This window comes from Stenotrophomonas sp. YJH_SMC_37 (assembly GCF_059370035.1).
In genome coordinates, this window is sequence record NZ_JCAFTG010000001.1 from 105,312 (window position 1) to 128,056 (window position 22,745).

Here is a 22,745-nt window from a genome sequence, read left to right on the forward strand (position 1 = left end):
GCATTCGGGGTGACTCGCATTCAGCCGGCGGCACGGCTGCGGCCGATTGTCGCAGGCACGCGCGCCCGTGAACGCATACGATGAGCATGAATGACCGGTCCCGACGCCCCGTTCCTCCGTACCCTGTGCAGCCTGCGCTGGCTTGCCGTAGGCGGCCAGGCCGCCACCATCCTGGTCGCCAGCTGGGTGCTGGGCCTGCCGTTGCCCCAGCTGCCACTATGGGCCGGCGTGGCCGTGCTCACCTTGTTCAACATCTACACCCAGCTGCGCCCGGAAGCGGCCGACACCGCCCCGCTGACCGCATTCGGCCATATCCTGGTGGACGTGATCATCCTGACCTGGATGGTGGGCTGGAGCGGCGGCATGGCCAACCCGTTCAGTTCACTGTTCCTGATCCTGATCGCGCTGGCCGCCTTCGCCCTGCCCCTGCGCTGGGCACTGGCAGTGGCCCTGGCCTGCCTGCTCGGCTACGCCGCCAGCGGCATCTTCGGCCAGCCGCTGCCGGACGGCTATTTCCGTGCGCAGGACCTCAACCGTTGGGGCGTGGTCGCCAACTTCCTCATTTCCGCAGCGGTCGTGCTGACCTTCTCCACCCGCCTGGCGCTGGCGCTGCGACAGCGCGAACTGGAACTGTCGGCACTCAGGGAACGCTTCGCCCGCAACGAAGGCATCGTCGCCCTGGCCACCCATGCCGCCTCCGTGGCGCATGAACTGAACACGCCGCTGGCGACCATGACCCTGCTTGCCGATGACGTCGCCGAGCGCAGCGAAGAGCCCGAAGTGCGCGAAGACATGGAGACCCTGCGCGAACTGCTGGTGCAGTGCCGGGAACGCGTGCTGGCGCTGGCCGCACCGGCCTCGGCCGACGCACCGGGCCGCAGCCACTCCAGCGCCCAGCAGGTACTGGAACAGTGGCGCCTGGTGCGGCCGACCATCGACCTGCATCGCAATGACGATGCGCCGCTGCGGTTACCACTGGATCCGGGCGTGGGCCATCTGCTGATGGTCCTGCTCAACAATGCCGCAGATGCCGGCGAACAGGCCGGGCGGCCACGGGTAGACCTGGACCTGCGCATCGAAGGCGACGACCTGATCGGCGAAGTCCGCGACTACGGCCACGGCTTCGATGCCCGTGCCGCGGTGCTGCCAGGCAAGCTGTTCGGCAGCAGCAAGAGCGAGGGCATGGGCGTTGGCCTGGCCCTGTCCCATGCCACCATCGAACGCCTCGACGGCGAGATGTGGATGCGCCCGGCCCAAGGCGCCGGCAGCCGCGTCGGCTTCCGCCTGCCGCTGGTCCCACGCGAGGAAACCCCATGAGCGCCTCAACCCTCGGCCTGCTGGTCGACGACGACGAACTGTACCTGCGCACCCTGCAGCGCAGCCTGGCCCGCAAGGGACTGGAAACGCAGACCGCGCAGGATGCCGCCAGCGCGCTGGCATTGGCCCGCCAGCATCCGCCGGCGTTCGCGCTGATCGACCTGAAGCTGGGCAGTGATTCCGGCCTGGCGCTGATCCAGCCGCTGCGCGCGCTGCGCGCGGACACGCGTATCCTGCTGGTGACCGGCTACGCCAGCATCGCCACTGCCGTTGAGGCGATCAAGCTGGGGGCCGACGATTACCTGCCGAAGCCGGCCACGGTACCGATGATCCTGCGCGCGCTTGGCGAGGAAGACGACGGCCCGGCCGACGATGGCGAAATGGAAGTGCCGGACGCGATGACGCCGATCAGCCGCCTGCAGTGGGAACACATCCAGCAGGCGATGCACGAGACCGGCGGCAACGTGTCCGCAGCGGCACGCCTGCTCGGCATGCACCGGCGTTCGCTGCAGCGCAAGCTGGCAAAGCGGCCGAGCCCGGAACGCGATCCGAGCCGTTGATCGCTGACGGACCGGTCCGGCTCAGGCCTCGACCAGCGCCGGCCGGTCCTGCGCGGCGCTGGAGCGCACCGCACACGCATCGGCCCGCGTGGCCATCGTCTCCTGCAGCAGCGGCGATGGCAGTACGCAGGCCGGATGCATGCGCAGGAAGCCGTAGATCGAACCCGCCAGGCCGATCATCAGGCCCGGGGTAAAGGCCGCGCGGGTGAGGCCGCCAACCATCCCCTGGTGCTCCTCGATCGAAGAAATGATCTCGATGGCGGCCTCGTCCTGCGGATAGGGACACCCTGCCGGATCCAGCGCAGCGGCCAGCACCAGCAGTTCCCGGGTGGACACATCGCCATGGCACAGGGTGTGGCTGAACCCCCATTTGCCGCGCGCATCGGCCACGGCGCGACGCATGTCGCGCAATTGCGCGGCATCACCGGTGCGGGCATACAGGTCCGCCGCCGCCAGGCCGATGCCCACGCTGCCGTGGCACCAGGTCGGGAAGTTCTTCTGCCCATCCTGCAGGTGGATGTCCCGCCAGTGCCCGGTATGTGGCTCGAACAGGGCTGCCTGGAATGCAAATGCTCCTTCGGCCAGCCGCCGCCATGCGGCCCGCTCGGGCACGCTGCCAGCCTCGGAGCGGGCCAGTCGTGCCAGCGCCCAGCCCATGCCCATCGCACCGTGGCCAAAACCACCGATCGGCTCGCTGAACTGTGGCGTCGGCCAGCGCGTACCGTCTGCGTCGACAATCGCAGCGTCCTGCATGCGGCGTCCCGCTGCGGCCGCCAGTTCCAGCCAGCGTGCGTTGCCGGTGGCTTCAGCCAGCGCCAGCAACGGCAGGATCATGCCGGACACACCATCAATCAGTTCGAACTTTGCCGCCTGCTGGAAACCGCGATGCTCCGCGGCTTCCGCGCAGCGCTCTGCCAGCGCCAGCAGCGCCGGTCGCTGCAACAGGTCGTGCAATGCCAGCAATGCCCACATTTGCGAACCGGTTCCGACGAATCCACCGTCAATTTCGGCAGGGTGCCGCTCGCACAGGGTCTGGAACACCGCAAGGGCGCCCTCGATGGCCGGATCCAGCCCGGCCACCGGATCGGCACGCCCCTGCTCCACTTCGTGGCGATAGGCTGCCAGTGCGAAAGCGATGCCGCCCAGCCCGAAGTACAGGTCTGGCTGCACCGGCTGGACGGTCCATCCGGTACGCGTCACTTCAGGTGTGATCCAGGTCATCGAGCCGTCTTCGCCGTGCACCGCCAGCCGCAGCAGGCTTTCCACCGCGCGCGTGGCCAGCGTGCGACGGCGTGCGTCCAGGTCGTCGGCGCGCGGATGCCGTGCTGCATAGCTGTAGCCGGACCGGGCCTCGGCTCGGGCCAGTGCATGCTGGTTCAGGTCGGTGGCGACCAGCGTGCTGCGGATCGTCACGTCTTCCAGGTCAATCCGCATCGCGCGCCAGTTGGCGACGACGGAGTGGATACGCGCCGCGTCCAGCTGCGATGCGAAGATCGGAATGTCACCGTGGCGCAGGTCATCGACCTCTCCGCGTACGGTTTCCAGGTCCGATGGCGCAGCGGGCGACACCGCCGCATTCCGCACCAGCAGGTCGATCGCGCGCTCAACCGCCCGAGCTTCGTTGTGAAGCGATGCTGGATGCCAGAGCATCCGCCCGAGCTCGGCGTAGGCCATTGTCGGCCGCCGTACATCCCGCACCTGGCAGCCTTCGAAGGCCGTCAGCAGCGGCATCAGTTCGCCGTTCGCGTCCAGCGCGCGCAGACGCCCACTGGCGTCGATGAAGCCCTCGCTGATGTGGTCCCAGTACAACGACACATCGGGCTGTGCGCTGGGATGGTTCTGCGCAATGGAGACCTCGGCCTCGACCATGCCCAACCGGGCCGGTTCGGTCCCGTCGTCGACGATCACCGGCACCTGCACCCGTGGCTGCTCGCCGGGCAGCGCGCCGGCTGCAGACAGGTCCACGCCCTCCATGCCCAGGCCGGCAGTACGGAACGGCACGATTCCGGTACGCAGCACTGAATTGCGCATCAGCTTGACGGCGGTGTCGTACGCATCGCCAAGCCCTGATGGCTCGATTTCGATTACCCGGCAGAACACGCTTTCGGCGTCGACCACCACCGGCACCGGCCCGACCGCGATCAGATTCTCCAGATGGATGTCGGTGCCACCGATCAGGCGCAGGATGGCCAGCCAGTGGCCGAGGCCGCGGTAATAGCACCGCAGTTCAGCCTCGCCGGAACAATAGCGATGCGCGGCGAATGCAGCCCAGCCGTGGCTGCCACGATCGATCACCTTCGGCACGCGCACGCGGTCAGGGGCGTCACCGAAGACCGCGGACAACAGGCCATCGAGCGTGGCATCGATGCGCAATGAGCGTGGCTTGTACATCACCGTGCCGCCTTCGAACTGCAGCCGTGCCACGGTGCGGCCGCCACCGTGCAGGTCACCGCGGCCCAATGCAACGGCATGCAGCGTGCCCGCCGGCGCACCCAGCAACTCGGCCAACGCAACACGATCACTGCCGATGCGTGCAGCGAGCTCCACCACGGCCGCGCATTGTCCTTCGAGCATGCGCGTCAGGCGCGGCAGCAGTACCGGATAACGTTGCTGCAGATGCGCGCGGAAGCCCTCGCTCGTGGCCAGGGCAACGAATTCGTCCAGCGCACCAGCACTGTCAAGCGGGCCGATGTCACCGCTGCGTGCAGCGGCGTGCAGCTCCAGCAGCAGCACGCGGTTGAGCTTGAGCTGGGCATGCTCATGCAGCGCCGCCTCGCCCTGCGAATGCAGCAGCGCACGTTCGCCGGGCTGCAGGGCAATGGCGGGATCATGCAGGCCGGCAGCCAGCGCAGCGCGCGCCTGGGCAAGGAAATGTTCGGTGATGCGCGCAAACGCGGCCGCAGCCGGAGAAGCGGTCATTACGCCCCCTGCGAGATTCAAGAGTCTGTTCCAGTCGCCGGCACGCAGCTGCATGCCTCTGCGTGCCGGCACGGGCTACATCAGCAACACAGGCAGTGGTTGATCACCGATACCGTGGTGGTGCACTCGTTGGTGCCACCGGTGATCATGGTGTCCGAAGCCCCGGTGAGGGCCGCTTCGGTGGCTGCCGCACCGTAGATGAACAGCGAACCCGCAGGGTTGGCGCACCCATCCACATCGTCCGAGCCATTGAGCCAGCCGGACACAACGTCGTCATTCAGATCCATTCGCAATCTCCTGTCATTCACAACATGAGGCGTTGAGGACATGGATCGATTCCACGTCCCTTCGGATACGGCCAGTCCCTGGCATCAACATCATGCTGCGAGCGATACTGGGTGACAGGTACAGCCGCCCATGCACACTGCATTGGCACGCCATGCGTAGTCAAGCTGCGCTGCCGCAGGCACGCGAATACGCTGCATGGGCAACGCCGCAGGGCCCCGGATGGCAGGAACGGAAGGCATGGGATGGCCGGCCTGTCGCCGGCGCATCCACGACCGGGCTCAGCGCTTCAGCTGCGCCAGTATCTCGCGGGTCATCGGATCGGCAATCGCCACATCCTCACCCTGCAGCGCCGGCAACAGGCCACTGGCCAGCTGCTTGCCAAGCTCGACACCGAACTGGTCGAAGGCATTGATGTTCCAGATCACCGACTGCACGTACACAGCGTGTTCGTACATGGCGATCAGTGCGCCCAGCGCCTGCGGGGTCAGCGCGTCGAGCAGGATCAGCGTGCTCGGGCGGCCGCCCGGGTAATCACGGTGCGGGTCGTCGCTGCTCTGGCCATTGGCCAGTGCTTCAGTCTGCGCCAGCAAATTGGCCAGCAGGGCCTGATGATTGATCGTGTAGGGATCGTCGCTGTGCACGCAGCCGATGAAGTCGGCCGGAACGATGCTGGTGCCCTGGTGCAGCGCCTGGAAGAAGCTGTGCTGCACGTCGGTGCCCGCCCCGCCCCACCACACCGGCACGGTGTCGGTGGTGACCGGCTGTCCGTCACGCTGCACGCGCTTGCCCAGGCTTTCCATCACCAGCTGCTGCAGGTAGGCCGGCAGCAGCGCCAGGCGCTGGTCGTAGGTCATCACCGCGTGCGTGGCATGGCCCAGCAGGTTGCGGTTCCAGATGTCGGTCAGGCCGTGCAGCACCGGCAGGTTGCGCTCCAGCGGTGCATCCAGCGCATGCGCATCCATCTGCGCGGCGCCTTCCAGCAGCTGCTCGAAGCGCTCGAAACCGATGGCCAGCGCGATCGGGAAACCCACGGCCGACCACAGCGAATAACGGCCACCGACCCAGTCCCACATCGGCAGCACGTGATCGGCGGCGATCGCGAAAGCCTTGGCCGCGCGTTCCGGATTCGCGCTGACGGCATACAGGCGCTCGCTGCCCCCCAGCCAGTCGTGCAGGATCTGGCCGTTGAGCAGGGTTTCCTGCGTGCCGAAGGTCTTGGAAATCAGGATGCCCGCGGTCTTCGCCGGATCCAGCGTGGCCAGCGTGCGCTGCATGGCGGCGCCGTCCACGTTCGACACGAAATGCACGCGCAGGCGCGCACCGCTGACCGGACGCAGCGCATCGGCGACCAGGCGCGGACCGAGGTCGGAACCACCGATGCCGACACTGACCACGTCGGTTACGCCGCTGTCTTCCAGCGCGCGCACCAGCACGCCCATGCGCTGGCGGATCTCGCGCGCGGTGGCATAGGCCTCAGCGGCAACCGGTGCATCGACCACGTCGCCGCGCAATGCGGTGTGCAGTGCGGCGCGACCCTCGGTCAGATTGACCTGCTCGCCACGGAACAGGCGCGTGATGGCGCCGCCGACATCACGTTCGGCAGCCAGCGCCAGCAACGCCTGCAGCGCGGCGGCATCGTATTTCTGCCGCGCGAAGTTGACGTACAACGGACCGACCCGCAGCGCCAGATCCTGCACGCGGCCGGGTTCGGCGGCGAGCAGGCTGGGAATGCTTGCGCCCTTCAGGCGCTGGGCGTGGGAATGCAGCGAGTCGAATCCGTTGTTCGTTGTCATGCGGCCTGGGTCGGGATCGTGTCGTTGGTGTGGGTGATCTGGTTCTTGCCATCAACGTACACCAGCTTCGGCTTGAAGCTGTCGGCTTCCTGCTCGGTCATGCTGGCGAACGCGGCGATGATGATGATGTCACCGACCTGCACGTGGCGCGCGGCGCCACCGTTGAGCGAGACAACACCGCTGCCGGCCTCGGCGCGGATGGCATAGGTCGAGAAGCGCGCACCGTTGGTCACGTCCCAGATGTGCACCTGCTCGAACTCGCGGATGCCGGTGGCAGCCAGCAGGTTGTCATCGATGGCGATCGAGCCTTCGTAGTTCAGCTCGGAATGGGTGACGGTGGCGCGATGGATCTTGGTCTTGAGCAGGGACAGGTGCATGGGGGCGCTGCAACGGCAAAGGAAAGAGCGGATTCTAGCACCCGCACAGCGCGGGGCATCACGGCCGGCAACCTGTTCAGGTAGGCGGTGAAACCGGGGTCAGAACCCTTTCCCCTGGAAAAGGCATCTGACCCCATGCATCGCGCGGCGCCGCCGGAGCTCAGAATTCCAGGTTGTCGATCAGCCGGGTCGTACCCAGTCGCGCGGCGATCAGCGCCACGCGGCCACCGCCGTCGAAGGTCGGCTCGGCCAGCTCCGGGGTGCGCAGCACCGCATAGTCGACCTGGAAACCGGCCGCCTGCAGTGCGGCGGTGGCATCGGCCTCGATGCGTTCGCGCGGGTGACCGGCCACGTAGCCCTCGCGCATGCCCAGCAGGGTGCGGTGAATGGCGGTCGCGACCGGGCGCTGTTCCGCGCTCAGGTACTGGTTGCGCGAACTCTTGGCCAGGCCATCCTCGTCACGCACGATCTCGGCACCGACGATCTGGATCGGGAACGACAGTTCGGCCACCATCTGCCTGATGACAGCCAGCTGCTGGTAGTCCTTGCGGCCGAACACGGCCACGTCAGGCTGCACCTGCAGGAACAGGCGCGCTACCACCGTGCACACGCCGTCGAAGTGACCCGGGCGACTGGTACCTTCAAGCACTTCACTGACACCCGGCGCGTGCATGCGCGTGGTCTTGTCCACGCCCAGCGGGTACATGGCCTCGACGCTGGGCAGCCACACCGCATCGCAGCCGACCTGCTCAAGCCCGGCCACATCGGCCTCGGGCGTGCGCGGGTAGCGGCTGAAATCCTCGTTCGGCCCGAACTGGGTCGGGTTGACGAAGATGCTTGCCACCACCTTGTCGGCGTACTGGCGGGCCAGGGTCACCAGCGAATGATGGCCACCGTGAAGGTTGCCCATGGTGGGCACCAGCGCCACGCGCAGGCCCTCGCGCTTCCAGTGGGCGATCTGCTCGCGCAATGCGCCAAGCTCGTTGAAGGTCTGGATCATGAGGCGTAAGCGTGCTGTTCGTCGGGGAAGCTGCCGTCGCGCACGGCGTCGGCGTAGGCGCGGGTGGCACCGGCCACCGAACCGCCTTCGGCAAGGAAATCCTTGACGAACTTGGGGCGGCGATGGCCACTGTCCAGGCCGAGGAAATCGTGCAGCACCAGCACCTGGCCGTCGCAGTGCGGGCCGGCACCGATGCCGATGGTCGGCACCTCCACCGCAGCGGTCACCTCGGCGGCAACCGGGGTCGGCACGCACTCAAGCACCATGATGCTGGCGCCGGCAGCGGCCACGGCCCTGGCATCTTCCACCAGCTGGCGCGCGGCATCGCCGCGGCCCTGGATCTTGAAGCCGCCCAGGCGCAGCACCGATTGCGGGGTCAGGCCCAGGTGCGCGCAGACCGGAATCTCGCGCTCGACCAGGTAGCGGATGATGTCGACCTTGAAGCCGGCACCTTCGATCTTGACCATCTCGGCACCGGCCTGCAGCAGCTGCAGCGAGGCATCCAGCGCGCGCTCCGGGGTGGCATCGGCGCCGAAGGGCAGGTCCGCCACCAGCAGCGCACGCTGCAGCACGCGGGCCACGGCGCGGGTGTGGTAGACCATGTCGGCCACGGTCACCGGCAGGGTCGAATCATGGCCCTGCACCACCATGCCCAGCGAATCGCCGATCAGGATCAGGTCAACGCCATTGGCGTCGAAAGTGCGGGCGAAGCCGGCGTCGTAGGCGGTCAACATGACCAGCTTCTGGCCATTGCGCTTGGCCTCGGCCAGGGCGGGAACGGTCCAGGGCTTGCTGTCTGCGTGGGTGCTCATGTGCTGATAACCGGGGGAGATAACCCGGGCATTATCACCCTATCGGGGCAATCCCGCAGGCGTCCACCCGCACCACTGCGTCCCGCACGCGGCCGTGGCCGGGAATGGCCAGATCCGGCGCGATTTCGGCCAGCGGCACCAACACGAAGGCCCGTTCGTGCATGTACGGGTGTGGCACCTTCAGCCCGGGCTGGTCGAGCTCCTGCACGCCGTACAACAACAGGTCCAGGTCCAGCGCGCGCGGGCCCCAGTGCACTGCCGGATCGCGCACGCGACCGAAGCGCTGCTCCAGCGCCAGCATGGCCTGCAGCAGCTCATCGGCCGGCAAGGTGGTTTCGACCGAGGCCACCGCATTGACGAACGGCGGCTGGTCTTCATTGCCCCAGGCCGGCGTTGCGTAAAGCCGCGAGGCCTGGCGCAGCCGGGTCCCGGGCAGGCCGTCCAGCGCGGCAATCGCCGCGCCGACGGTGGCGGCCGCGTCGCCGACGTTGGCGCCGAGGCCGATCCAGGCAGGGGTCATCGCCTACTCGCCCGCTGCACCGGCCGGGGCACCCGGACGACGGCGGCGACGGCGGCGCTTGCGCGGCGCTCCGCTCTCGTCATCGCCTTCTTCGCTGTGCATCGCATCCAGCGACGACTCCAGCTCACGCCCGGACTGCGCCTGCGCTTCGCGCCAGAACTCGACATCGGCGGCGTGCTCGGACGACGCCACCTGGCGCAGGCTGAGGAAATCGAACGCGGCACGGAAGCGCGGATGGGTCAGGGTGCGGAACACGCGCTTGCGCTGGCGCGAGCTGAAGCGCGACTGCAGCAGCCAGATTTCCTGCATCGGCAGCGAGAAGCGGCGCGGCAGCGCGATGGTGCTCAACTGCTGCACGGTGACGCGGTCGGCGGCGCGGCGCTGCGCCTCTTCCGGTGCCACGCCCTGCTTGAGCAGGGTCGCCTGTGCACGGCAGAACGCCGGCCACAGCAGCAGCGCGAACAGGAACGCCGGCGAGACCGGTTCGTCGTTGGCCACCCGCGCATCGGTATTGGCCAGGCCCTCGACCAGCATGCGGCGCAGCGCGCCGGTGCGGTTGGCTTTCAGCGCCTTGGCGCTTTCCGGGAACAGCACGTCGAGCAGGCCGTAACGCTCAAGGCCTTCGAAGCTGGCCACGCCGTGTCCGGACAGGAACAGCTTGAGCACTTCCTCGAACAGGCGCGCTGGCGCGGCTTCGTTGAGCAGGCCGGCCAGGTGCGGGATCGGCGCGGCAGTACCCTCCTCGATCTGGAAGCCGAGCTTGGCCGCCAGGCGCACCGCTCGCAGCATGCGTACCGGGTCTTCCTGGTAGCGCTGCACCGGGTCGCCGATCAGCTTCATCAGGCGCGCCTGCACGTCCTCGAAGCCACCGGTGTAGTCGCGCACCGAGAAGTCCTCGATGGCGTAGTACAGGGCGTTGCAGGTGAAGTCGCGGCGGATGGCGTCGTCTTCGATGGTGCCGTACACGTTGTCGCGCACGAGCATGCCGTTTTCCATCTCGCGGTCGCCGCTGCCGTCATCGCTGTTGGCGCGGAAAGTGGCGACTTCGATGATTTCGCGGCCGAACACAACGTGGGCGAGGCGGAACCGGCGGCCGATCAGTCGGCAGTTGCGGAACAGCTGCTTGACCTGTTCGGGCGTGGCGTCGGTGGCCACGTCGAAATCCTTGGGTTGGCCATTGACCAGCAGATCGCGCACCGCGCCGCCGACAAGGTAGGCGCCGAAGCCGGCATCGCGCAGGCGATAAAGCACGCGCAGGGCGTTCGGGCTGATGTCCTTGCGGGAGATCGTGTGCTGGTCGCGCGGGATGACGCGCAGGCTGAACGGTGATGTAGCAGGGGAAATGATGTTGGCGCTTCCGGTTGAAGTTTCGGGATTGCCCAATGGCATCGAGGTGCATATACTAGCGCTCCTGCCTCGGCAGCGACACAGTTACGCTCCCTTCGTCTAGTGGTTAGGACGTGGCCCTCTCAAGGCTAAAACAGGGGTTCGAGTCCCCTAGGGAGCGCCAGTCGCCGCAGCAGGAACCGAAAAAGCCCGCCTTGTGCGGGCTTTTCTGTTTTCCGGGGTTTGCATCGGCATCGGTCGGCCTGGTCGCAGTAGCGCCTTCCTGTTCCTGCGTGGGAGGGGGTGGGCCACCCTGACAGTTTCCCGCGACGGCGGCACGAACAGCCTCGCTCCTCCGCAGCCAATTCAATCCCGACGCGCAGACCTGCGTCCGCCAGAACCGCAATGCCTGACGCGAAGGCGGGGCAGCTCAAGCCGGGACCGTTGGCGCCATGGATGGCGCCATCGAGCCCCCATGGATGGGTTCACGGCGTGTCCCGGATTGGGCTGCCCCGCCTTCGCCCTCGATGACACCGAGGCGCCAACGGAATGCAACCGAAGCCGGGCAGCGTCAGCCTTCCATCTGCTCCAGCTCCTTGCCCTTGGTCTCGCGCACGTAGCGGACCACGAAGAAGATCGAGAGGATGGCCGCCACCGTATAGATCCCGTAGGCCCCGGCCAGGCCGATGCCCGCCAGCAGCATCGGGAACGTCACGGTGATCGCGAAATTCGACGTCCACTGCGCCGCACCGGCGACGGCCAATGCCGGGCCGCGGATCTGGTTGGGGAACATTTCACCCAGCATCACCCACATCACCGGGCCCCAGGACATGTTGAAGAACACCACATAGACGTTGGCCGCCACCAGCGCCAGCCGGCCCATGCCGTCGGACAGTTGCAGGCGACCGTCGGCGAGACTGCCACTGGCGAACGCGACCACCATCAGTACCAGCGCTACCGACATGCCGACCGAGCCGATCCACAGCAGCGGCTTGCGCCCGATGCGGTCGATCAGCAGCACCGTCAGCAGGCAGGCACCGATGCTCAGCGCACCGGACAATACATTGATCAGCAGCGCGTCGCTTTCCGAGAACCCCACCGCCTGCCACAGCACCGCGCCGTAGTAGAACACCACGTTGATGCCGACCAGCTGCTGGAACATCGCCAGGCCGATGCCGACCCAGAGGATCGGGCGCAGCCTGCCGGTGACCTTGTCGCGCAGGTCGGCGAAGCGTGGCTTGTGCTGGTCCTGGGCCAGGCTCGCCTCGATCTCGGCCTGCTTGGCCGTGGCTGCGGCCTCGCCGTACAGCCGCGCCAACACCGCCCTCGCCTGCTCCGGGCGCCCCTTCACGACCAGGAAGCGCGGGCTTTCGGGAATCACCAGCAACAGCAGCAGGAACAGCCCCGATGGCAGCGCCTGCATCCAGAACATCCAGCGCCAGGCCTCATGGCCCAGCCATAGCGGCTCGGTCGACGCCCCAGCGGCACGGGCCAGCAGGTAATTGCTGAGGAAGGCGGCGAACAGGCCGCAGATGATCGCCATCTGCTGCACCGTGGCCAAGCGCCCGCGATAGCGCGCCGAGGCCACCTCGGCGATGTAGGCCGGCGACATCACGCTGGCCGCGCCCACCGCGAAACCGCCCAGCACGCGCGCGGCGATGAACAGCCAGGAAGCGTGAGCGGCACCGGCGCCCAGCGCCGAAACCAGGAACATCAGCGCCGACACGATCAGCACGCCTCGGCGGCCCAGGCGATCCCCCAGCCAGCCTGCCAGGAAGGCACCGACCGCACACCCCAGCAGCATCGAAGCGACTTCGAAACCGAGCGCCGCCTCGCTGGAGTTGAAGGCCTGGCGAAGGCCGTCGACCGTGCCATTGATGACACCACTATCGAAGCCGAACAGGAATCCACCGAGGGTGGCCACGCAGCTGATGAGGACGATGAATGCCGTGTTTTCGCCGCCGTGGGAGGCGATGCCGGGTTGGCGCTGGGACATGGATGAACCTGTTGGGAAGGGAGGCCGGCCATCCGACGCAGCCGGCTGACCCGCAGCGTCGCACAGGCCTTGCCCTGCCGCCAATGTCCGCCACGGCCGCGCCTGCCAGGCGCCCGATTTCCGCCCCGCGCCGACACTGGGGGCCAACCTGTTCTAGAATTGGCGGGTTCAGGAATCGATCCGCCCCCAGCCCATGCCCTTTGTCGTCACCGAAAACTGCATCAAGTGCAAACACACCGATTGCGTGGAAGTGTGCCCCGTGGATTGCTTCCACGAAGGCCCGAACTTCCTGGTGATCGATCCGGATGAGTGCATCGACTGCACCCTGTGCGAACCGGAATGCCCGGTCAACGCGATCTTCCCGGAGGACGATGTTCCTGCCGGCCAGGAGAGCTTCGTCGCCCTCAACGCCGAGCTGGCGAAGGAGTGGCCGGTGCTGACCGTGCGCAAGGACCCGCCTGCCGACGCCGGCGAATGGGATGGCAAGCCGGACAAGCTGAAGCTGCTGGAACGCTGAGAAGCGCCTGCTGCGACAACGAAAAAGGGCGCCTTGGGCGCCCTTTTCCATTTCCGGTAGCGCCGGGCCATGCCCGGCGGATCCTGGGCCGCGCTTCAAGCTCGCCGGGCATGGCCCGGCGCTACCCAAGGCAGGTGCGGACCAAGGCCCGCATCCACCCGACCAGCCCTTACTGCGCCAGCTTCGCCTTGAGCGCGGCGATCAGCTTTACCGGCGCTTCGGCCGTGGCCGGCAGGCCGCGCGGGTCCACCGCGGAGATGTAGGCGCCGGCATCGACGGCCACCACGCGGACCAGGAAGTTGCTGCCTTCGTAGGCCACGTCATACGAGCCCAGCAGCTGCGCGCGGCTGGCGATGGTCACGCCTTCCACGCCTTCCAGCGCGGTGCCGACCTTGGCGAAGGCCTCATCCTTGCCACCGGCGATGGTGAAACCCGTGTTGCCCACGGCCGGGGCCGCAGCCACCGGGGCCGCCGGCTTGGTCGCCGAGGAAAGGGTCGGCACCTTGTTGTCGCCGGTGGTGGCCGGCAGGTTCAGGTCCGGCGGCACTTCCAGCGGACGCATTTCCGGGGCCAGGGCGTAGTCGCCCTTGACGCCGCGCTTGAAGCAGCCGGTGGTGCCGGCAGCGACCGCCACAGCAAGCAGGGCATAGGACAGCACGCGGACGGTGGAAACGGATTGACGCATGTGAATCTCCTGGGTCAGACCAAGACGGAAGGTCAGTGGCTGGAAAGGGCTTCGAGGGCGGCGATGTCGCCGGCAAGGTGGTCGGCGGCCGCATGGTGCGGCGCCGACAGCGGCAGCAGCGGCAGGCGCAGGTCATGGCCGACACCGATGCGGCGCAGCAGCGCCTTGACCGGAATCGGGTTCGGTTCAACGCCGCAGAAATCGTGGAACGGCTGCAGGCGCGCGTCCCAGGATTCGGTGGCTGCATGGTCGTGCGCGGCGGCCAGTTCGCACATCCGGCGGTAGGCACCCGGAAGCACGTTGGAGCCCACGGAGATCAGGCCATCGATGCCGGCCCGGATCGAGCGCGCGGCGGTGCCGTCATCGCCACTGAGGACCGCGAACTTCGGGCTGCGCAGCGCCAGCAGCGCCTGCACCCGGCCGGTGTCGCCCACCGCCTCCTTGATGCCGACGATGTTGGGGTGGCTGGCCAGTTCGGCCACGGTCTCCGGCTGCATGTCGCAACCGGTACGGCCGGGCACGTTGTACAGCACGACCGGCAACCCGCCCTGGTCGGCGACCGCACGATAATGGGCAATCAGGCCGGCCTGGGTCGGCCTTACGTAAGGCGGGGTGACCACCAGTGCATGGCTGGCGCCAAGCGCGGCCGCACGACGGGTCTGTTCGATGGTTTTGGCAGTACCGGACAGGCCGGTGCCGGCCATGACCGGGATGCGGCCGCCAATGCGTTCGACCGCGCTGGCCAGCAGCAGGTCGTACTCGGCATCGGTGAGGGTTGCCGCTTCGCCGGTCGAGCCGGCAACGACAACGCCATGGACGCCACCTTCCAGTTGCAGGTGCAGCAGGCGCTGCCAACCGTCGGGATCGAGGGCGCCGTCGGCCCGGAACGGGGTCGCCAGCGCGGTGATGAGGCCGGAAAGGGACAAGGACGTGCTGCTCTTGGCTGGAAAGGGAAAACGCCCGCCACGAAAGGCCGGGGGCGACCTGAATGTTACTTGCGGCGCGAAAGCACGGGCAAGTATGCTGGACACCGGTGGATCCCCGCCTCTGGCGGGCATTCAGACTCACGCATGCATTACCCGGAATCGCCTTGACCGACACCACCCCGCGCCCCGCGCCGAGCGAAAACCACCTCCTGATCAACGCCTACACGACGCATCCGGAGTCCCCCCTGCTGCCCGTCACCCGCCGCATCGCCGACAGCGGCTGCAATCTGGTGGACGCACGCCTGGCCACGGTCGGCCGCGACGTCTCGGTCACCGCCCTGGCCACCGGCTCCTGGGACTCGGTGGCCAAGCTGGAGGCGATGCTGACCCGGCTGGAGCGCGAGGAAGGGCTGAAGCTGGTCTGGTACCGCACCGCCGCCAAGCAGGCGCAGTCCAACCTGCTGCCCTACATCGTCGAGGTGATCGCCGCCGACAAGCCGGGCATCCTGTTCCAGCTGGCCGATTTCTTCGACCGCCAGGGCATCACCATCGAGAACCTGCAGAGCACGCGCTACCGCGCCATGCAGACCGGTGCGGAAATGTTCAGCGCACAGGTCACCATCGGCGTGCCGGCCAACATGCATATTGCCGCGCTGCGCGACGATTTCCTTGAGTTCTGCGACCACCTGAACCTGGACGCGATCATGGATCCCATGAAGTTCTGATTCTTCGCGCGTCTCTCACGCGCGCGTGGCGTTTCATGTAGCTGTAATGGCAAGAACCCAGGCTCGACAGAAGGACCTCATGAACAACGGCGACACCCTGGACAGCACTACCCTCTCCCTGCCGCTGGCCCTGTCCGGCGGCGACCACGCCACCCTCGGCGACTATGCCGGCCAATGGCTGGTGCTGTACTTCTATCCCAAGGACAGCACGCCGGGCTGCACCACCGAAGGCATCGACTTCAACGCCCTGCTGCCGAAGTTCAGGAAGGCGGGCGCGGTGGTACTGGGCGTCTCGCGCGATTCGGTGAAGTCGCACGACAACTTCTGCGCCAAACAGGGCTTCAACTTCGCGCTGGTCAGCGATGGCGACGAAGCGCTGTGCGGCGCCTTCGACGTGATCAAGATGAAGAACATGTACGGCAAGCAGGTACGTGGCATCGAACGCAGCACCTTCCTGATTTCCCCCGACAGCCGCATCGTGCAGTCCTGGCGCAAGGTCAAGGTTGCCGGCCATGCCGATGCCGTTCTCGCCGAACTGAAGGCCTCCCAGTCCAAGTGAGTCCCACTGCCTACCGTGTCTGCCATCACCCTGCCCCGCTGCAGGCCGTGGTGGTTTTTCCCTGCCCGTAACCAGGAATCGACGATGACCCGAGGCAAGCGCATCTACGTGCTGGATACCAACGTGCTGATGCACGATCCCACCGCGCTGTTCAAATTCGAGGAGCACGACATCTACCTGCCCATGCAGGTGATCGAGGAGCTGGACAACGGCAAGAAGGGCACCTCCGAAGCCAGCCGCAACGCTCGCCAGGTGAGCCGTTTCCTCAACGAGCTGGTGCAGGAATCCGGCCTGGACAACCTGGCCGACGGCATTCCACTGCAGCGTCCCAATGGCCTGCAGCTGCGCGGCAAGCAGAGCGCCGGCAAGCTGCGCTTCCAGACCAGCCATTTCGACGCGGGCAAGAGCTTTGGCAAGGTCATTCCGGACAATGCCATCCTCGGCGCGATCCTGGCCCTCAAGGAAGAAACGCCGGACCTGCCGGTGGTGTTCGTTTCCAAGGACATCAACCTGCGGATCAAGGCCGCCATCGCCGGCATCGTGTCCGAGGACTACGAGAACGACCGCGCACTGGACGATTTCAGCCTACTCTACACCGGTGCCACCGAGCTGCCCGAAGACTTCTGGAAGCGCCACGGCGAGGATCTGCGCAGCTGGAGCGACAAGGGCCGCAGCCATTACGAGATCCAGGCGCAGGATGGCGAGGAGTGGTACCCGAACCAGTACGTCTACCTGCCCGGCGAAGACGAAGTCGAACTGCGCGTCAGCCGCGTGGTCGGCGACGGCAAGGTAGTGCTGTCGCTGGTCGATGATTTCCGCCACGGCAGCCATGCCGTGTGGGGCATCAGCGCACGCAACCGCGAGCAGAATTTCGCCCTCAACGCACTGATGGACCCGGAGATCGACTTCGTCACCCTGCTGGGCACCGCCGGTACCGGCAAGACCCTGCTGGCACTCGCCGCCGGCCTGGCCCAGACCATGGACCAGCAGCGCTACCGCGAGATCATCATGACCCGCGCCACGGTCAGCGTTGGCGAGGACATCGGTTTCCTGCCGGGCACCGAGGAAGAGAAGATGACGCCGTGGATGGGCGCGCTGACCGACAACCTGGAAGTGCTCACGCACAACCAGGAAGGCGGCACCTGGGGCCGCCAGGCCACCAACGACCTGCTCGCCAGCCGCATCAAGATCCGCTCGATGAACTTCATGCGCGGCCGCACGTTCCTGTCACGCTACCTGATCCTGGACGAGGCGCAGAACCTCACCCCCAAGCAGATGAAGACGCTGATTACCCGTGCTGGCCCCGGCACCAAGATCGTCTGCCTGGGCAACGTCGAGCAGATCGACACCCCGTACCTGACCGAAACCACCTCGGGCCTGACCTACGCGGTGGATCGCTTCAAGAACTGGCCGCATAGTGCGCACATCACCCTGCGCCGTGGCGAACGCTCGCGCCTGGCCGATTACGCGTCGGAGGTGTTGTGAACCGCTGCACCCGCCTGCTGCTGCCCACGGCTGCGATCGCCCTCGCAGCCGCGCTCGGCGCCTGCACCACCACGCGCGGCCCGGCCAGCGTGCCGACCGCCGAACGTACCGGACAATCCTGGGTGGTCACCCGCCCGATCATCGCCGCGCAGGTGCTCGACACCTGCTCGCGGCCCAGTCCAGGCCGCGAGGCGGGCCGGGTCAGCGGCTATTGGGCACCCAGCCGGCAGCAGATCGACCAACTGGAAGCACAGCTCTCGTCGCTGCAGGCACAGGTCCCGAAGGTGCTGGACTTCGACCGCCAGTACGTCGGCATCGAAAGCGCCGGCAAGCGGCTGATCTACGTCAACGCCTTCCATCTGCCCGATGGCAGCGGCATCAATCCGGCACGGGAAGCGATCCGCGTCTGCGACGGCGGCACGCAGTTCTGGGGCGCGGTGTTCGACCCCTCCAGCAATACCTTCAGCGAGCTGCAGTTCAACGGCGGCTTCGGCGGGCCCTGAGGGGCCTTGCCGATGGGAATACGCCTGCCCACCTGGGTCTGGATTGGTGCGGTCGCGCTCTCGTGCGTGGCCGGCATGGTCAACGTGGTCGGCTTCCTCGGCTTCGAGCATCAGGCGGTCAGCCACATGACCGGCAGCACCAGCCAGCTGGGCATGGCGCTGGCGCAGGGCGACTGGCGCGCGGTCGGCCATCTGTGGGGGCTGCTGATCGCGTTCTCACTGGGTGCGATGCTCAGCGGCCTGTTGATCCAGGACAGTACCCTGCAACTGGGCCGACGCTACGGCGTGGCGCTGGCCTTGGAGTCCGCGCTGCTGCTGGTGGCCATTCCGCTGTTCGAACGCCACCAGATCTGGGGCGCACTGGCCGCCGCCATGGCCTGCGGCCTGCAGAACGCGATGGCCACCACCTTCAGCGGCGCGGTGGTACGCACCACCCATCTCAGCGGCATGTTCACCGACCTCGGCATCGGCCTGGGCCACCTGCTGCGCGGATTGCCGCTGCAGGTACGACGCCTGACCCTCAGCGGCCTGATCATCAGCGGCTTCCTCGCCGGCGGCATCCTCGGCGCCTGGCTGTTCATGCGTTGGCAATATGACGCCCTGCTCGCCCCTGCCCTGCTGACTGGCCTGACGGGCCTGGGCTATGTGCTGTACCAGCAATGGGCACGTTGGCGGCATTGAATCAAGGACATCGGCGCATGGCGTGGATCTACCTTCCCCTGCGCGACCACGGCACAATCGCGGAATGAGCCCGACCACTCCCGTTTCCGCTCTCACCATCGCCGGCTCCGACTCCGGTGGAGGGGCGGGCATCCAGGCCGACCTGAAAACCTTCGCCGCGCATCGCGTGCACGGCCTCTCCGCAATCACCGCACTGACCGCACAGAACACGCGTGGCGTCATCGCCGTGCATGTGCCGCCGATCGACTTCCTGTGCGCGCAGCTGGATGCCTGTTTCGACGATTTCGACATTCACGCGGTAAAGCTGGGCATGCTGGCCAACGCCGGCGTGATCAACGCCGTTGCTGACGCACTGGAGAAGCATCGTCCGCCGCACGTGGTGCTGGACCCGGTGATGGTCGCCACCAGTGGGGCGCGCCTGCTGGAAGACAGCGCATTGCAGGCCATGCGTGAGCGCCTGATCCCGCTGGCCACGCTGATCACCCCCAACACACCGGAAGCAGAACTGCTGGTCGGACGGAAGATCAGCAATGGCGATGACGCTGAGCGCGCGGCGTCAGCCCTGCTCGATCTCGGTGCCGGCGCCGTACTGCTGAAAGGTGGCCACCTGCAGGAAGGCAACCGCGTAATCGACCGCTACTTCGACGGCGTCAGCAGCGAAGAATTCATCCATGCGCGCCTGCCACTGGACGCGCACGGTACCGGCTGCACGTTGGCTTCGGCCATTGCTGCGCAGCTGTGCAATGGCCTGAGCCTGGCCAATGCCTGCGAAGCCGGCATCGACTACGTTGCACGTGGGCTGCAGCAAGGCTATGCGCCGGGCCGCAGCGAAGTGCGGGTGCTCGACCATTTCGGCGCGGCACCGCACGCATGAGCCTGACGCCACGCATCCTCGCCGTGCAGTGCAACGACGGCCATCGCTACGAAGTGATCGCCTGCGTGCCTGCACATCCCGTCGCGCGCCTGCTGTGGCTGCCCGCGCTGGGCGTGGCCGCGCGCCATTACCTGCCGTTGGCGCAGGCGCTGGCTGCGAAGGGCGTGGCGGTGTACCTGCACGAGTGGCGCGGCAACGGCAGCAGTTCACTGCGCCCGTCGCGCACGCAGGACTGGGGCTATCGCGAGGTACTCGAACAGGATCTGCCAACCAGCCAGGCGGTCCTGGCCACAGCGGATGACGACGCCGGCGCCCTGCCCTGGATCATCGGTGGACACAGTCTCGGTGGGCAGCTGGCTTGCGTGCATGCCGGCCGCAACCCGCACTACTTCAACCGGCTATGGCTGGCCGCCAGTGGCTCACCGTTCTGGCGCGGGTTCCCGCCACCCCGTGGCTGGCTGCTGCCACTGGTCTACCGCTTCCTGCCGTGGATCGCGCGGCGCCAGGGCGTCCTGCATGGCCGTCGCCTCGGCTTTGGTGGCACCGAAGCGCGCGGCCTGATTGCCGACTGGGCGCGCGTGGGCCTGAACAACCACTACGCCGCGTCCGGCATGGACGAAGACCTTGATGCGCAGATGGCGCGCGTGCATGGCAGCGCACAGGCGGTGCTGATGGAGCACGACTGGTTGGCCCCCACCGGATCGATGCAGACGCTGCTGGCGAAGCTGCCGAATGTGGACGCGCAGCTGCGCGTGCTGTCCGCGCAGGAACTGGGCACGCGCGCCGATCATTTCGCGTGGCTGAAGGCGCCGGACGCCGTGGCTGACAGCTTTTTCATTCAGTTGGATGAAAATTTTCACAAAACTGTTGACGGTCCGCGCCGACATCCGCATAATTCCGCTCCTGTCGCAGGGCGCCCGTAGCTCAGTTGGATAGAGTACCTGGCTACGAACCAGGCGGTCGGGAGTTCGAATCTCTCCGGGCGCACCACTCGACAGGTTTCCGGCATCCGCCGCTGGAAATGCAGTAAAATTTGATTGTGTACCGCGCGCCCGTAGCTCAGTTGGATAGAGTACCTGGCTACGAACCAGGCGGTCGGGAGTTCGAATCTCTCCGGGCGCACCATACACAGTCAACACAACAAGTTTATGTAATTGGCGCCCGTAGCTCAGTTGGATAGAGTACCTGGCTACGAACCAGGCGGTCGGGAGTTCGAATCTCTCCGGGCGCACCATTACACCGAAACAGCAGGCCTCGGCCTGCTGTTTTTTTATGTGCGTTTTTCGGCAGGGCTGCGCCCTGCACCCGCCGAAGCAACAGCTATGGCCGAAGCAACAGCAACAGCAACAGCTGGTGTTCCGTGGGTTGGCGGGGCGGCATGGACAGGCAGGACACGCCGTAAACCCATCCATGGGGGCTCGATGGCGGCATCCATGCCGCCAACGGTCCTGCCTGCCCATGCCGCCCCACCTCTGACAGATTTCCGCGATCTGATGGATCCACGCCATGCGTGGATGAATCTCCATCGAGTTCGAGTATTTCGATAATTGATCGAAGAGCATCCACGCATGGCGTGGATCTACCGTGTCGACCCAGGTCGACACCTACCAACAGCAGCGGGACTCTGTCGAAGGCGGGGAGGGTCCGGTTGCGGGAGTGTCCGCGCCAGGGGTGCCGCGGCCAAGCCCCCATGGACGGGGTTACGGCGTCTCCCGCAACCAGACCCACCCCGCCATCCCTCAGGAAACCAGCTGTTGCTGTTGCTGTTGCTGTTGCTGTTGCTTCGGCCATAGCTGTTGCTTCAGCGGGTGCAGGGCGCAGCCCTGCCAAACCCCTACCCCCTGGCCATTGCCTGCCACCACTGCGACAGCAGCTCCGGCCTGCGCAAGCGCTCGCGCCACCAACGCAGTGCGGCGCCGTCCTCGCCGGTGCGCCAGGCCAGCCAGAAGGTCTCTTCCGGCTTGTGCTCCTCCACCTCGCGGATCACCAGCTCACCACGCGCCACCGCAGCGCGCGCGCACGGCTCGGGCAGGAAGCCGAAGCCCACGCCTTCGCACTGCAGCTTCAGCTTGCTGGCCATGTCCGGCACCGTCAGCATCTCCTGCCCCATCAACAGGCCGACCGTGCGCGGCAGAAGCCTGCGCGCGGAATCGGAGACCGCGATCGCGCAGTGTTCGACCAGCTGCTCGCGACCGAGCACGCCTGGCACTGCCGCCAACGGATGACCGGGCGCGACCGCGAACACGAACGCCACCGTACCCAGCGGCTCGACGACGTAGCCACCGCCGCTGGGGCCCTCGCCCGGCGCGCCGACCAGCAGGTCGGCACGGCGGTCCAGCAGGGCCTCCCAGGTGCCGGACAGGGCCTCGCCGATCAATCGCAGCCGGGTCGGTGCCTCGGCCTCACGAAACGCGGCGATGTCCGGGCCGAGCAGCCAGGTCGGAAACACCGAGTCCACCGCCAGCGTCAGCTCGGTCTCCCAGCCCGACGCCACCCGGCGCACCCGCAGTTCCAGCTCGCGGGCTGCACGCAGCAGGTGCCGACCCTCGTCCAGCAGCGCGCGGCCAGCTGCGGTCAGCTCGGCGCGCGGGCCAACCCGGTCGAACAGCTGCACGCCCAGGTCCTCCTCCAGCTTGGCCACGGTGTAGGAGATGGTCGAGGGCACCTTGTGCAGCGCCTTGCCAGCGCCCGCAAACGAGCCGCGGCGGTCGATGGCATCCAGGATCTGCAGGGCATCGAGGCTGAGCTTGAGCATTCGAACTTTTCGATGATGGCTGTCAAAACTATCCGTTTTTAAAACCCCGGGCGCAAGCGGATACTTCTCTCCAACGGGGAAACACAGCGACTACCGGTCCACCCCGCCCCATCGAAACCATCGAACA

Annotated in this window: 22 protein-coding genes and 4 tRNA genes; 14 read left to right on the top strand and 12 right to left on the bottom strand. The window is 66.9% G+C overall.

The features are described 5' to 3' along the window. Positions 1–90 precede the first annotated feature (90 nt). Both AC5P8J_RS00515 and AC5P8J_RS00520 read left to right on the top strand, forming a co-directional pair. Complete coding sequence (locus tag AC5P8J_RS00515) at positions 91–1,317, top strand: ATP-binding protein (protein WP_019661188.1); 1,227 nt, start codon at positions 91–93, stop codon at positions 1,315–1,317. Next, on the top strand, positions 1,314–1,877 hold the full coding sequence (locus tag AC5P8J_RS00520) for a response regulator (RefSeq protein ID WP_134735422.1): 564 nt from the start codon (positions 1,314–1,316) through the stop codon (positions 1,875–1,877). Before AC5P8J_RS00515 ends, AC5P8J_RS00520 begins: the two co-directional genes overlap by 4 nt. A 21-nt stretch (positions 1,878–1,898) precedes the next feature. On the opposite strand, the gene AC5P8J_RS00525 is transcribed toward AC5P8J_RS00520, so the two are convergent. From AC5P8J_RS00525 to pcnB, 8 genes are all read right to left on the bottom strand, one after another. Further along, a complete protein-coding gene (locus tag AC5P8J_RS00525) occupies positions 1,899–4,796 on the bottom strand; it encodes a type 2 lanthipeptide synthetase LanM family protein (RefSeq protein ID WP_134735421.1) in 2,898 nt (965 codons plus the stop codon). 80 nt (positions 4,797–4,876) lie between these two features. After that, positions 4,877–5,083, bottom strand: a complete 207-nt coding sequence (locus tag AC5P8J_RS00530; protein WP_010484314.1) for a DUF6229 family protein — start codon at positions 5,081–5,083, stop codon at positions 4,877–4,879. A gap of 279 nt (positions 5,084–5,362) precedes the next feature. Beyond that, positions 5,363–6,877, bottom strand: coding sequence for a glucose-6-phosphate isomerase (gene pgi, locus AC5P8J_RS00535; RefSeq protein WP_019661186.1), 1,515 nt, complete (start codon positions 6,875–6,877; stop codon positions 5,363–5,365). Beyond that, positions 6,874–7,254 (bottom strand): aspartate 1-decarboxylase, encoded by a 381-nt coding sequence (panD, locus tag AC5P8J_RS00540; RefSeq protein ID WP_005409061.1) that lies wholly within the window; start codon positions 7,252–7,254, stop codon positions 6,874–6,876. Before panD ends, pgi begins: the two co-directional genes overlap by 4 nt. 160 nt (positions 7,255–7,414) lie before the next feature. Beyond that, positions 7,415–8,254, bottom strand: a complete 840-nt coding sequence (gene panC / locus AC5P8J_RS00545) for a pantoate--beta-alanine ligase (protein ID WP_021202011.1) — start codon at positions 8,252–8,254, stop codon at positions 7,415–7,417. After that, on the bottom strand, positions 8,251–9,066 hold the full coding sequence (gene panB / locus AC5P8J_RS00550) for a 3-methyl-2-oxobutanoate hydroxymethyltransferase (RefSeq protein ID WP_134730668.1): 816 nt from the start codon (positions 9,064–9,066) through the stop codon (positions 8,251–8,253). The genes panC and panB overlap by 4 nt, the downstream gene beginning before the upstream one ends. 34 nt (positions 9,067–9,100) lie before the next feature. After that, a complete protein-coding gene (folK, locus tag AC5P8J_RS00555) occupies positions 9,101–9,586 on the bottom strand; it encodes a 2-amino-4-hydroxy-6-hydroxymethyldihydropteridine diphosphokinase (RefSeq protein ID WP_134730670.1) in 486 nt (161 codons plus the stop codon). A 3-nt stretch (positions 9,587–9,589) separates the two neighbouring features. Next, positions 9,590–10,969 (bottom strand): polynucleotide adenylyltransferase PcnB, encoded by a 1,380-nt coding sequence (gene pcnB, locus AC5P8J_RS00560; RefSeq protein WP_111098753.1) that lies wholly within the window; start codon positions 10,967–10,969, stop codon positions 9,590–9,592. A 52-nt stretch (positions 10,970–11,021) separates the two neighbouring features. Between pcnB and AC5P8J_RS00565 the strand changes: the two genes are divergently transcribed. After that, positions 11,022–11,096, top strand: a tRNA-Glu gene (locus tag AC5P8J_RS00565). 387 nt (positions 11,097–11,483) lie between these two features. On the opposite strand, the gene AC5P8J_RS00570 is transcribed toward AC5P8J_RS00565, so the two are convergent. Then, positions 11,484–12,908, bottom strand: a complete 1,425-nt coding sequence (locus AC5P8J_RS00570) for a sugar porter family MFS transporter (RefSeq protein ID WP_019661180.1) — start codon at positions 12,906–12,908, stop codon at positions 11,484–11,486. A 193-nt stretch (positions 12,909–13,101) separates the two neighbouring features. Here AC5P8J_RS00570 and fdxA point away from each other — a divergent pair, with 193 nt between their 5' ends. Then, positions 13,102–13,425, top strand: coding sequence for a ferredoxin FdxA (gene fdxA, locus AC5P8J_RS00575; RefSeq protein WP_004153066.1), 324 nt, complete (start codon positions 13,102–13,104; stop codon positions 13,423–13,425). Between the two features lie 169 nt (positions 13,426–13,594). On the opposite strand, the gene AC5P8J_RS00580 is transcribed toward fdxA, so the two are convergent. Beyond that, positions 13,595–14,110 (bottom strand): hypothetical protein, encoded by a 516-nt coding sequence (locus tag AC5P8J_RS00580; RefSeq protein ID WP_019661179.1) that lies wholly within the window; start codon positions 14,108–14,110, stop codon positions 13,595–13,597. Positions 14,111–14,142: 32 nt separating this feature from the next. Then, positions 14,143–15,036 carry a 4-hydroxy-tetrahydrodipicolinate synthase gene (dapA, locus tag AC5P8J_RS00585; protein WP_019661178.1) on the bottom strand — a complete coding sequence of 298 codons (894 nt, stop codon included), beginning with the start codon at positions 15,034–15,036 and terminating at the stop codon, positions 14,143–14,145. Between the two features lie 164 nt (positions 15,037–15,200). Between dapA and AC5P8J_RS00590 the strand changes: the two genes are divergently transcribed. The 10 genes from AC5P8J_RS00590 to AC5P8J_RS00635 all read left to right on the top strand — a co-directional run bounded on the left by AC5P8J_RS00590 (position 15,201) and on the right by AC5P8J_RS00635 (position 21,097). Next, on the top strand, positions 15,201–15,761 hold the full coding sequence (locus AC5P8J_RS00590) for a glycine cleavage system transcriptional repressor (protein ID WP_019661177.1): 561 nt from the start codon (positions 15,201–15,203) through the stop codon (positions 15,759–15,761). Positions 15,762–15,840: 79 nt separating this feature from the next. Continuing rightward, on the top strand, positions 15,841–16,320 hold the full coding sequence (locus tag AC5P8J_RS00595) for a peroxiredoxin (RefSeq protein ID WP_495216575.1): 480 nt from the start codon (positions 15,841–15,843) through the stop codon (positions 16,318–16,320). An 84-nt stretch (positions 16,321–16,404) separates the two neighbouring features. Next, on the top strand, positions 16,405–17,805 hold the full coding sequence (locus tag AC5P8J_RS00600) for a PhoH family protein (RefSeq protein WP_019661175.1): 1,401 nt from the start codon (positions 16,405–16,407) through the stop codon (positions 17,803–17,805). After that, a complete protein-coding gene (locus AC5P8J_RS00605) occupies positions 17,802–18,308 on the top strand; it encodes a hypothetical protein (protein WP_019661174.1) in 507 nt (168 codons plus the stop codon). The genes AC5P8J_RS00600 and AC5P8J_RS00605 overlap by 4 nt, the downstream gene beginning before the upstream one ends. 12 nt (positions 18,309–18,320) lie before the next feature. Continuing rightward, complete coding sequence (locus AC5P8J_RS00610) at positions 18,321–18,989, top strand: YoaK family protein (RefSeq protein ID WP_019661173.1); 669 nt, start codon at positions 18,321–18,323, stop codon at positions 18,987–18,989. 64 nt (positions 18,990–19,053) lie between these two features. Beyond that, a complete protein-coding gene (thiD, locus tag AC5P8J_RS00615) occupies positions 19,054–19,863 on the top strand; it encodes a bifunctional hydroxymethylpyrimidine kinase/phosphomethylpyrimidine kinase (protein WP_134730674.1) in 810 nt (269 codons plus the stop codon). After that, entirely contained in the window at positions 19,860–20,786 is a 927-nt protein-coding gene (locus AC5P8J_RS00620; protein WP_134730676.1) for an alpha/beta hydrolase family protein, read from the top strand. Before thiD ends, AC5P8J_RS00620 begins: the two co-directional genes overlap by 4 nt. Continuing rightward, positions 20,777–20,853 (top strand) — tRNA-Arg (locus AC5P8J_RS00625). The genes AC5P8J_RS00620 and AC5P8J_RS00625 overlap by 10 nt, the downstream gene beginning before the upstream one ends. A 58-nt stretch (positions 20,854–20,911) precedes the next feature. Further along, positions 20,912–20,988, top strand: a tRNA-Arg gene (locus AC5P8J_RS00630). A gap of 32 nt (positions 20,989–21,020) precedes the next feature. Next, a tRNA-Arg gene (locus AC5P8J_RS00635) sits at positions 21,021–21,097 on the top strand. Positions 21,098–21,697: 600 nt separating this feature from the next. Here the strand turns inward: AC5P8J_RS00635 and AC5P8J_RS00640 are convergent. Beyond that, positions 21,698–22,618 (bottom strand): LysR family transcriptional regulator, encoded by a 921-nt coding sequence (locus tag AC5P8J_RS00640; RefSeq protein WP_134730678.1) that lies wholly within the window; start codon positions 22,616–22,618, stop codon positions 21,698–21,700. Positions 22,619–22,745 lie beyond the last annotated feature (127 nt).

Excerpts from the sequence above, each read along its gene's own strand:
- panB (WP_134730668.1), bottom strand. The coding sequence starts at position 9,066 with ATGAGCACCCACGCAGACAGCAAGCCCTGGACCGTTCCCGCCCTGGCC.
- folK (WP_134730670.1), bottom strand. The coding sequence starts at position 9,586 with ATGACCCCTGCCTGGATCGGCCTCGGCGCCAACGTCGGCGACGCGGCC.
- pgi (WP_019661186.1), bottom strand. The coding sequence starts at position 6,877 with ATGACAACGAACAACGGATTCGACTCGCTGCATTCCCACGCCCAGCGC.
- panD (WP_005409061.1), bottom strand. The coding sequence starts at position 7,254 with ATGCACCTGTCCCTGCTCAAGACCAAGATCCATCGCGCCACCGTCACC.
- AC5P8J_RS00600 (WP_019661175.1), top strand. The coding sequence starts at position 16,405 with ATGACCCGAGGCAAGCGCATCTACGTGCTGGATACCAACGTGCTGATG.
- AC5P8J_RS00580 (WP_019661179.1), bottom strand. The coding sequence starts at position 14,110 with ATGCGTCAATCCGTTTCCACCGTCCGCGTGCTGTCCTATGCCCTGCTT.
- AC5P8J_RS00610 (WP_019661173.1), top strand. The coding sequence starts at position 18,321 with ATGGGAATACGCCTGCCCACCTGGGTCTGGATTGGTGCGGTCGCGCTC.
- AC5P8J_RS00525 (WP_134735421.1), bottom strand. The coding sequence starts at position 4,796 with ATGACCGCTTCTCCGGCTGCGGCCGCGTTTGCGCGCATCACCGAACAT.
- AC5P8J_RS00530 (WP_010484314.1), bottom strand. The coding sequence starts at position 5,083 with ATGGATCTGAATGACGACGTTGTGTCCGGCTGGCTCAATGGCTCGGAC.
- AC5P8J_RS00515 (WP_019661188.1), top strand. The coding sequence starts at position 91 with ATGACCGGTCCCGACGCCCCGTTCCTCCGTACCCTGTGCAGCCTGCGC.
- AC5P8J_RS00595 (WP_495216575.1), top strand. The coding sequence starts at position 15,841 with ATGAACAACGGCGACACCCTGGACAGCACTACCCTCTCCCTGCCGCTG.
- AC5P8J_RS00620 (WP_134730676.1), top strand. The coding sequence starts at position 19,860 with ATGAGCCTGACGCCACGCATCCTCGCCGTGCAGTGCAACGACGGCCAT.
- panC (WP_021202011.1), bottom strand. The coding sequence starts at position 8,254 with ATGATCCAGACCTTCAACGAGCTTGGCGCATTGCGCGAGCAGATCGCC.
- AC5P8J_RS00570 (WP_019661180.1), bottom strand. The coding sequence starts at position 12,908 with ATGTCCCAGCGCCAACCCGGCATCGCCTCCCACGGCGGCGAAAACACG.
- AC5P8J_RS00520 (WP_134735422.1), top strand. The coding sequence starts at position 1,314 with ATGAGCGCCTCAACCCTCGGCCTGCTGGTCGACGACGACGAACTGTAC.
- fdxA (WP_004153066.1), top strand. The coding sequence starts at position 13,102 with ATGCCCTTTGTCGTCACCGAAAACTGCATCAAGTGCAAACACACCGAT.
- thiD (WP_134730674.1), top strand. The coding sequence starts at position 19,054 with ATGAGCCCGACCACTCCCGTTTCCGCTCTCACCATCGCCGGCTCCGAC.
- AC5P8J_RS00640 (WP_134730678.1), bottom strand. The coding sequence starts at position 22,618 with ATGCTCAAGCTCAGCCTCGATGCCCTGCAGATCCTGGATGCCATCGAC.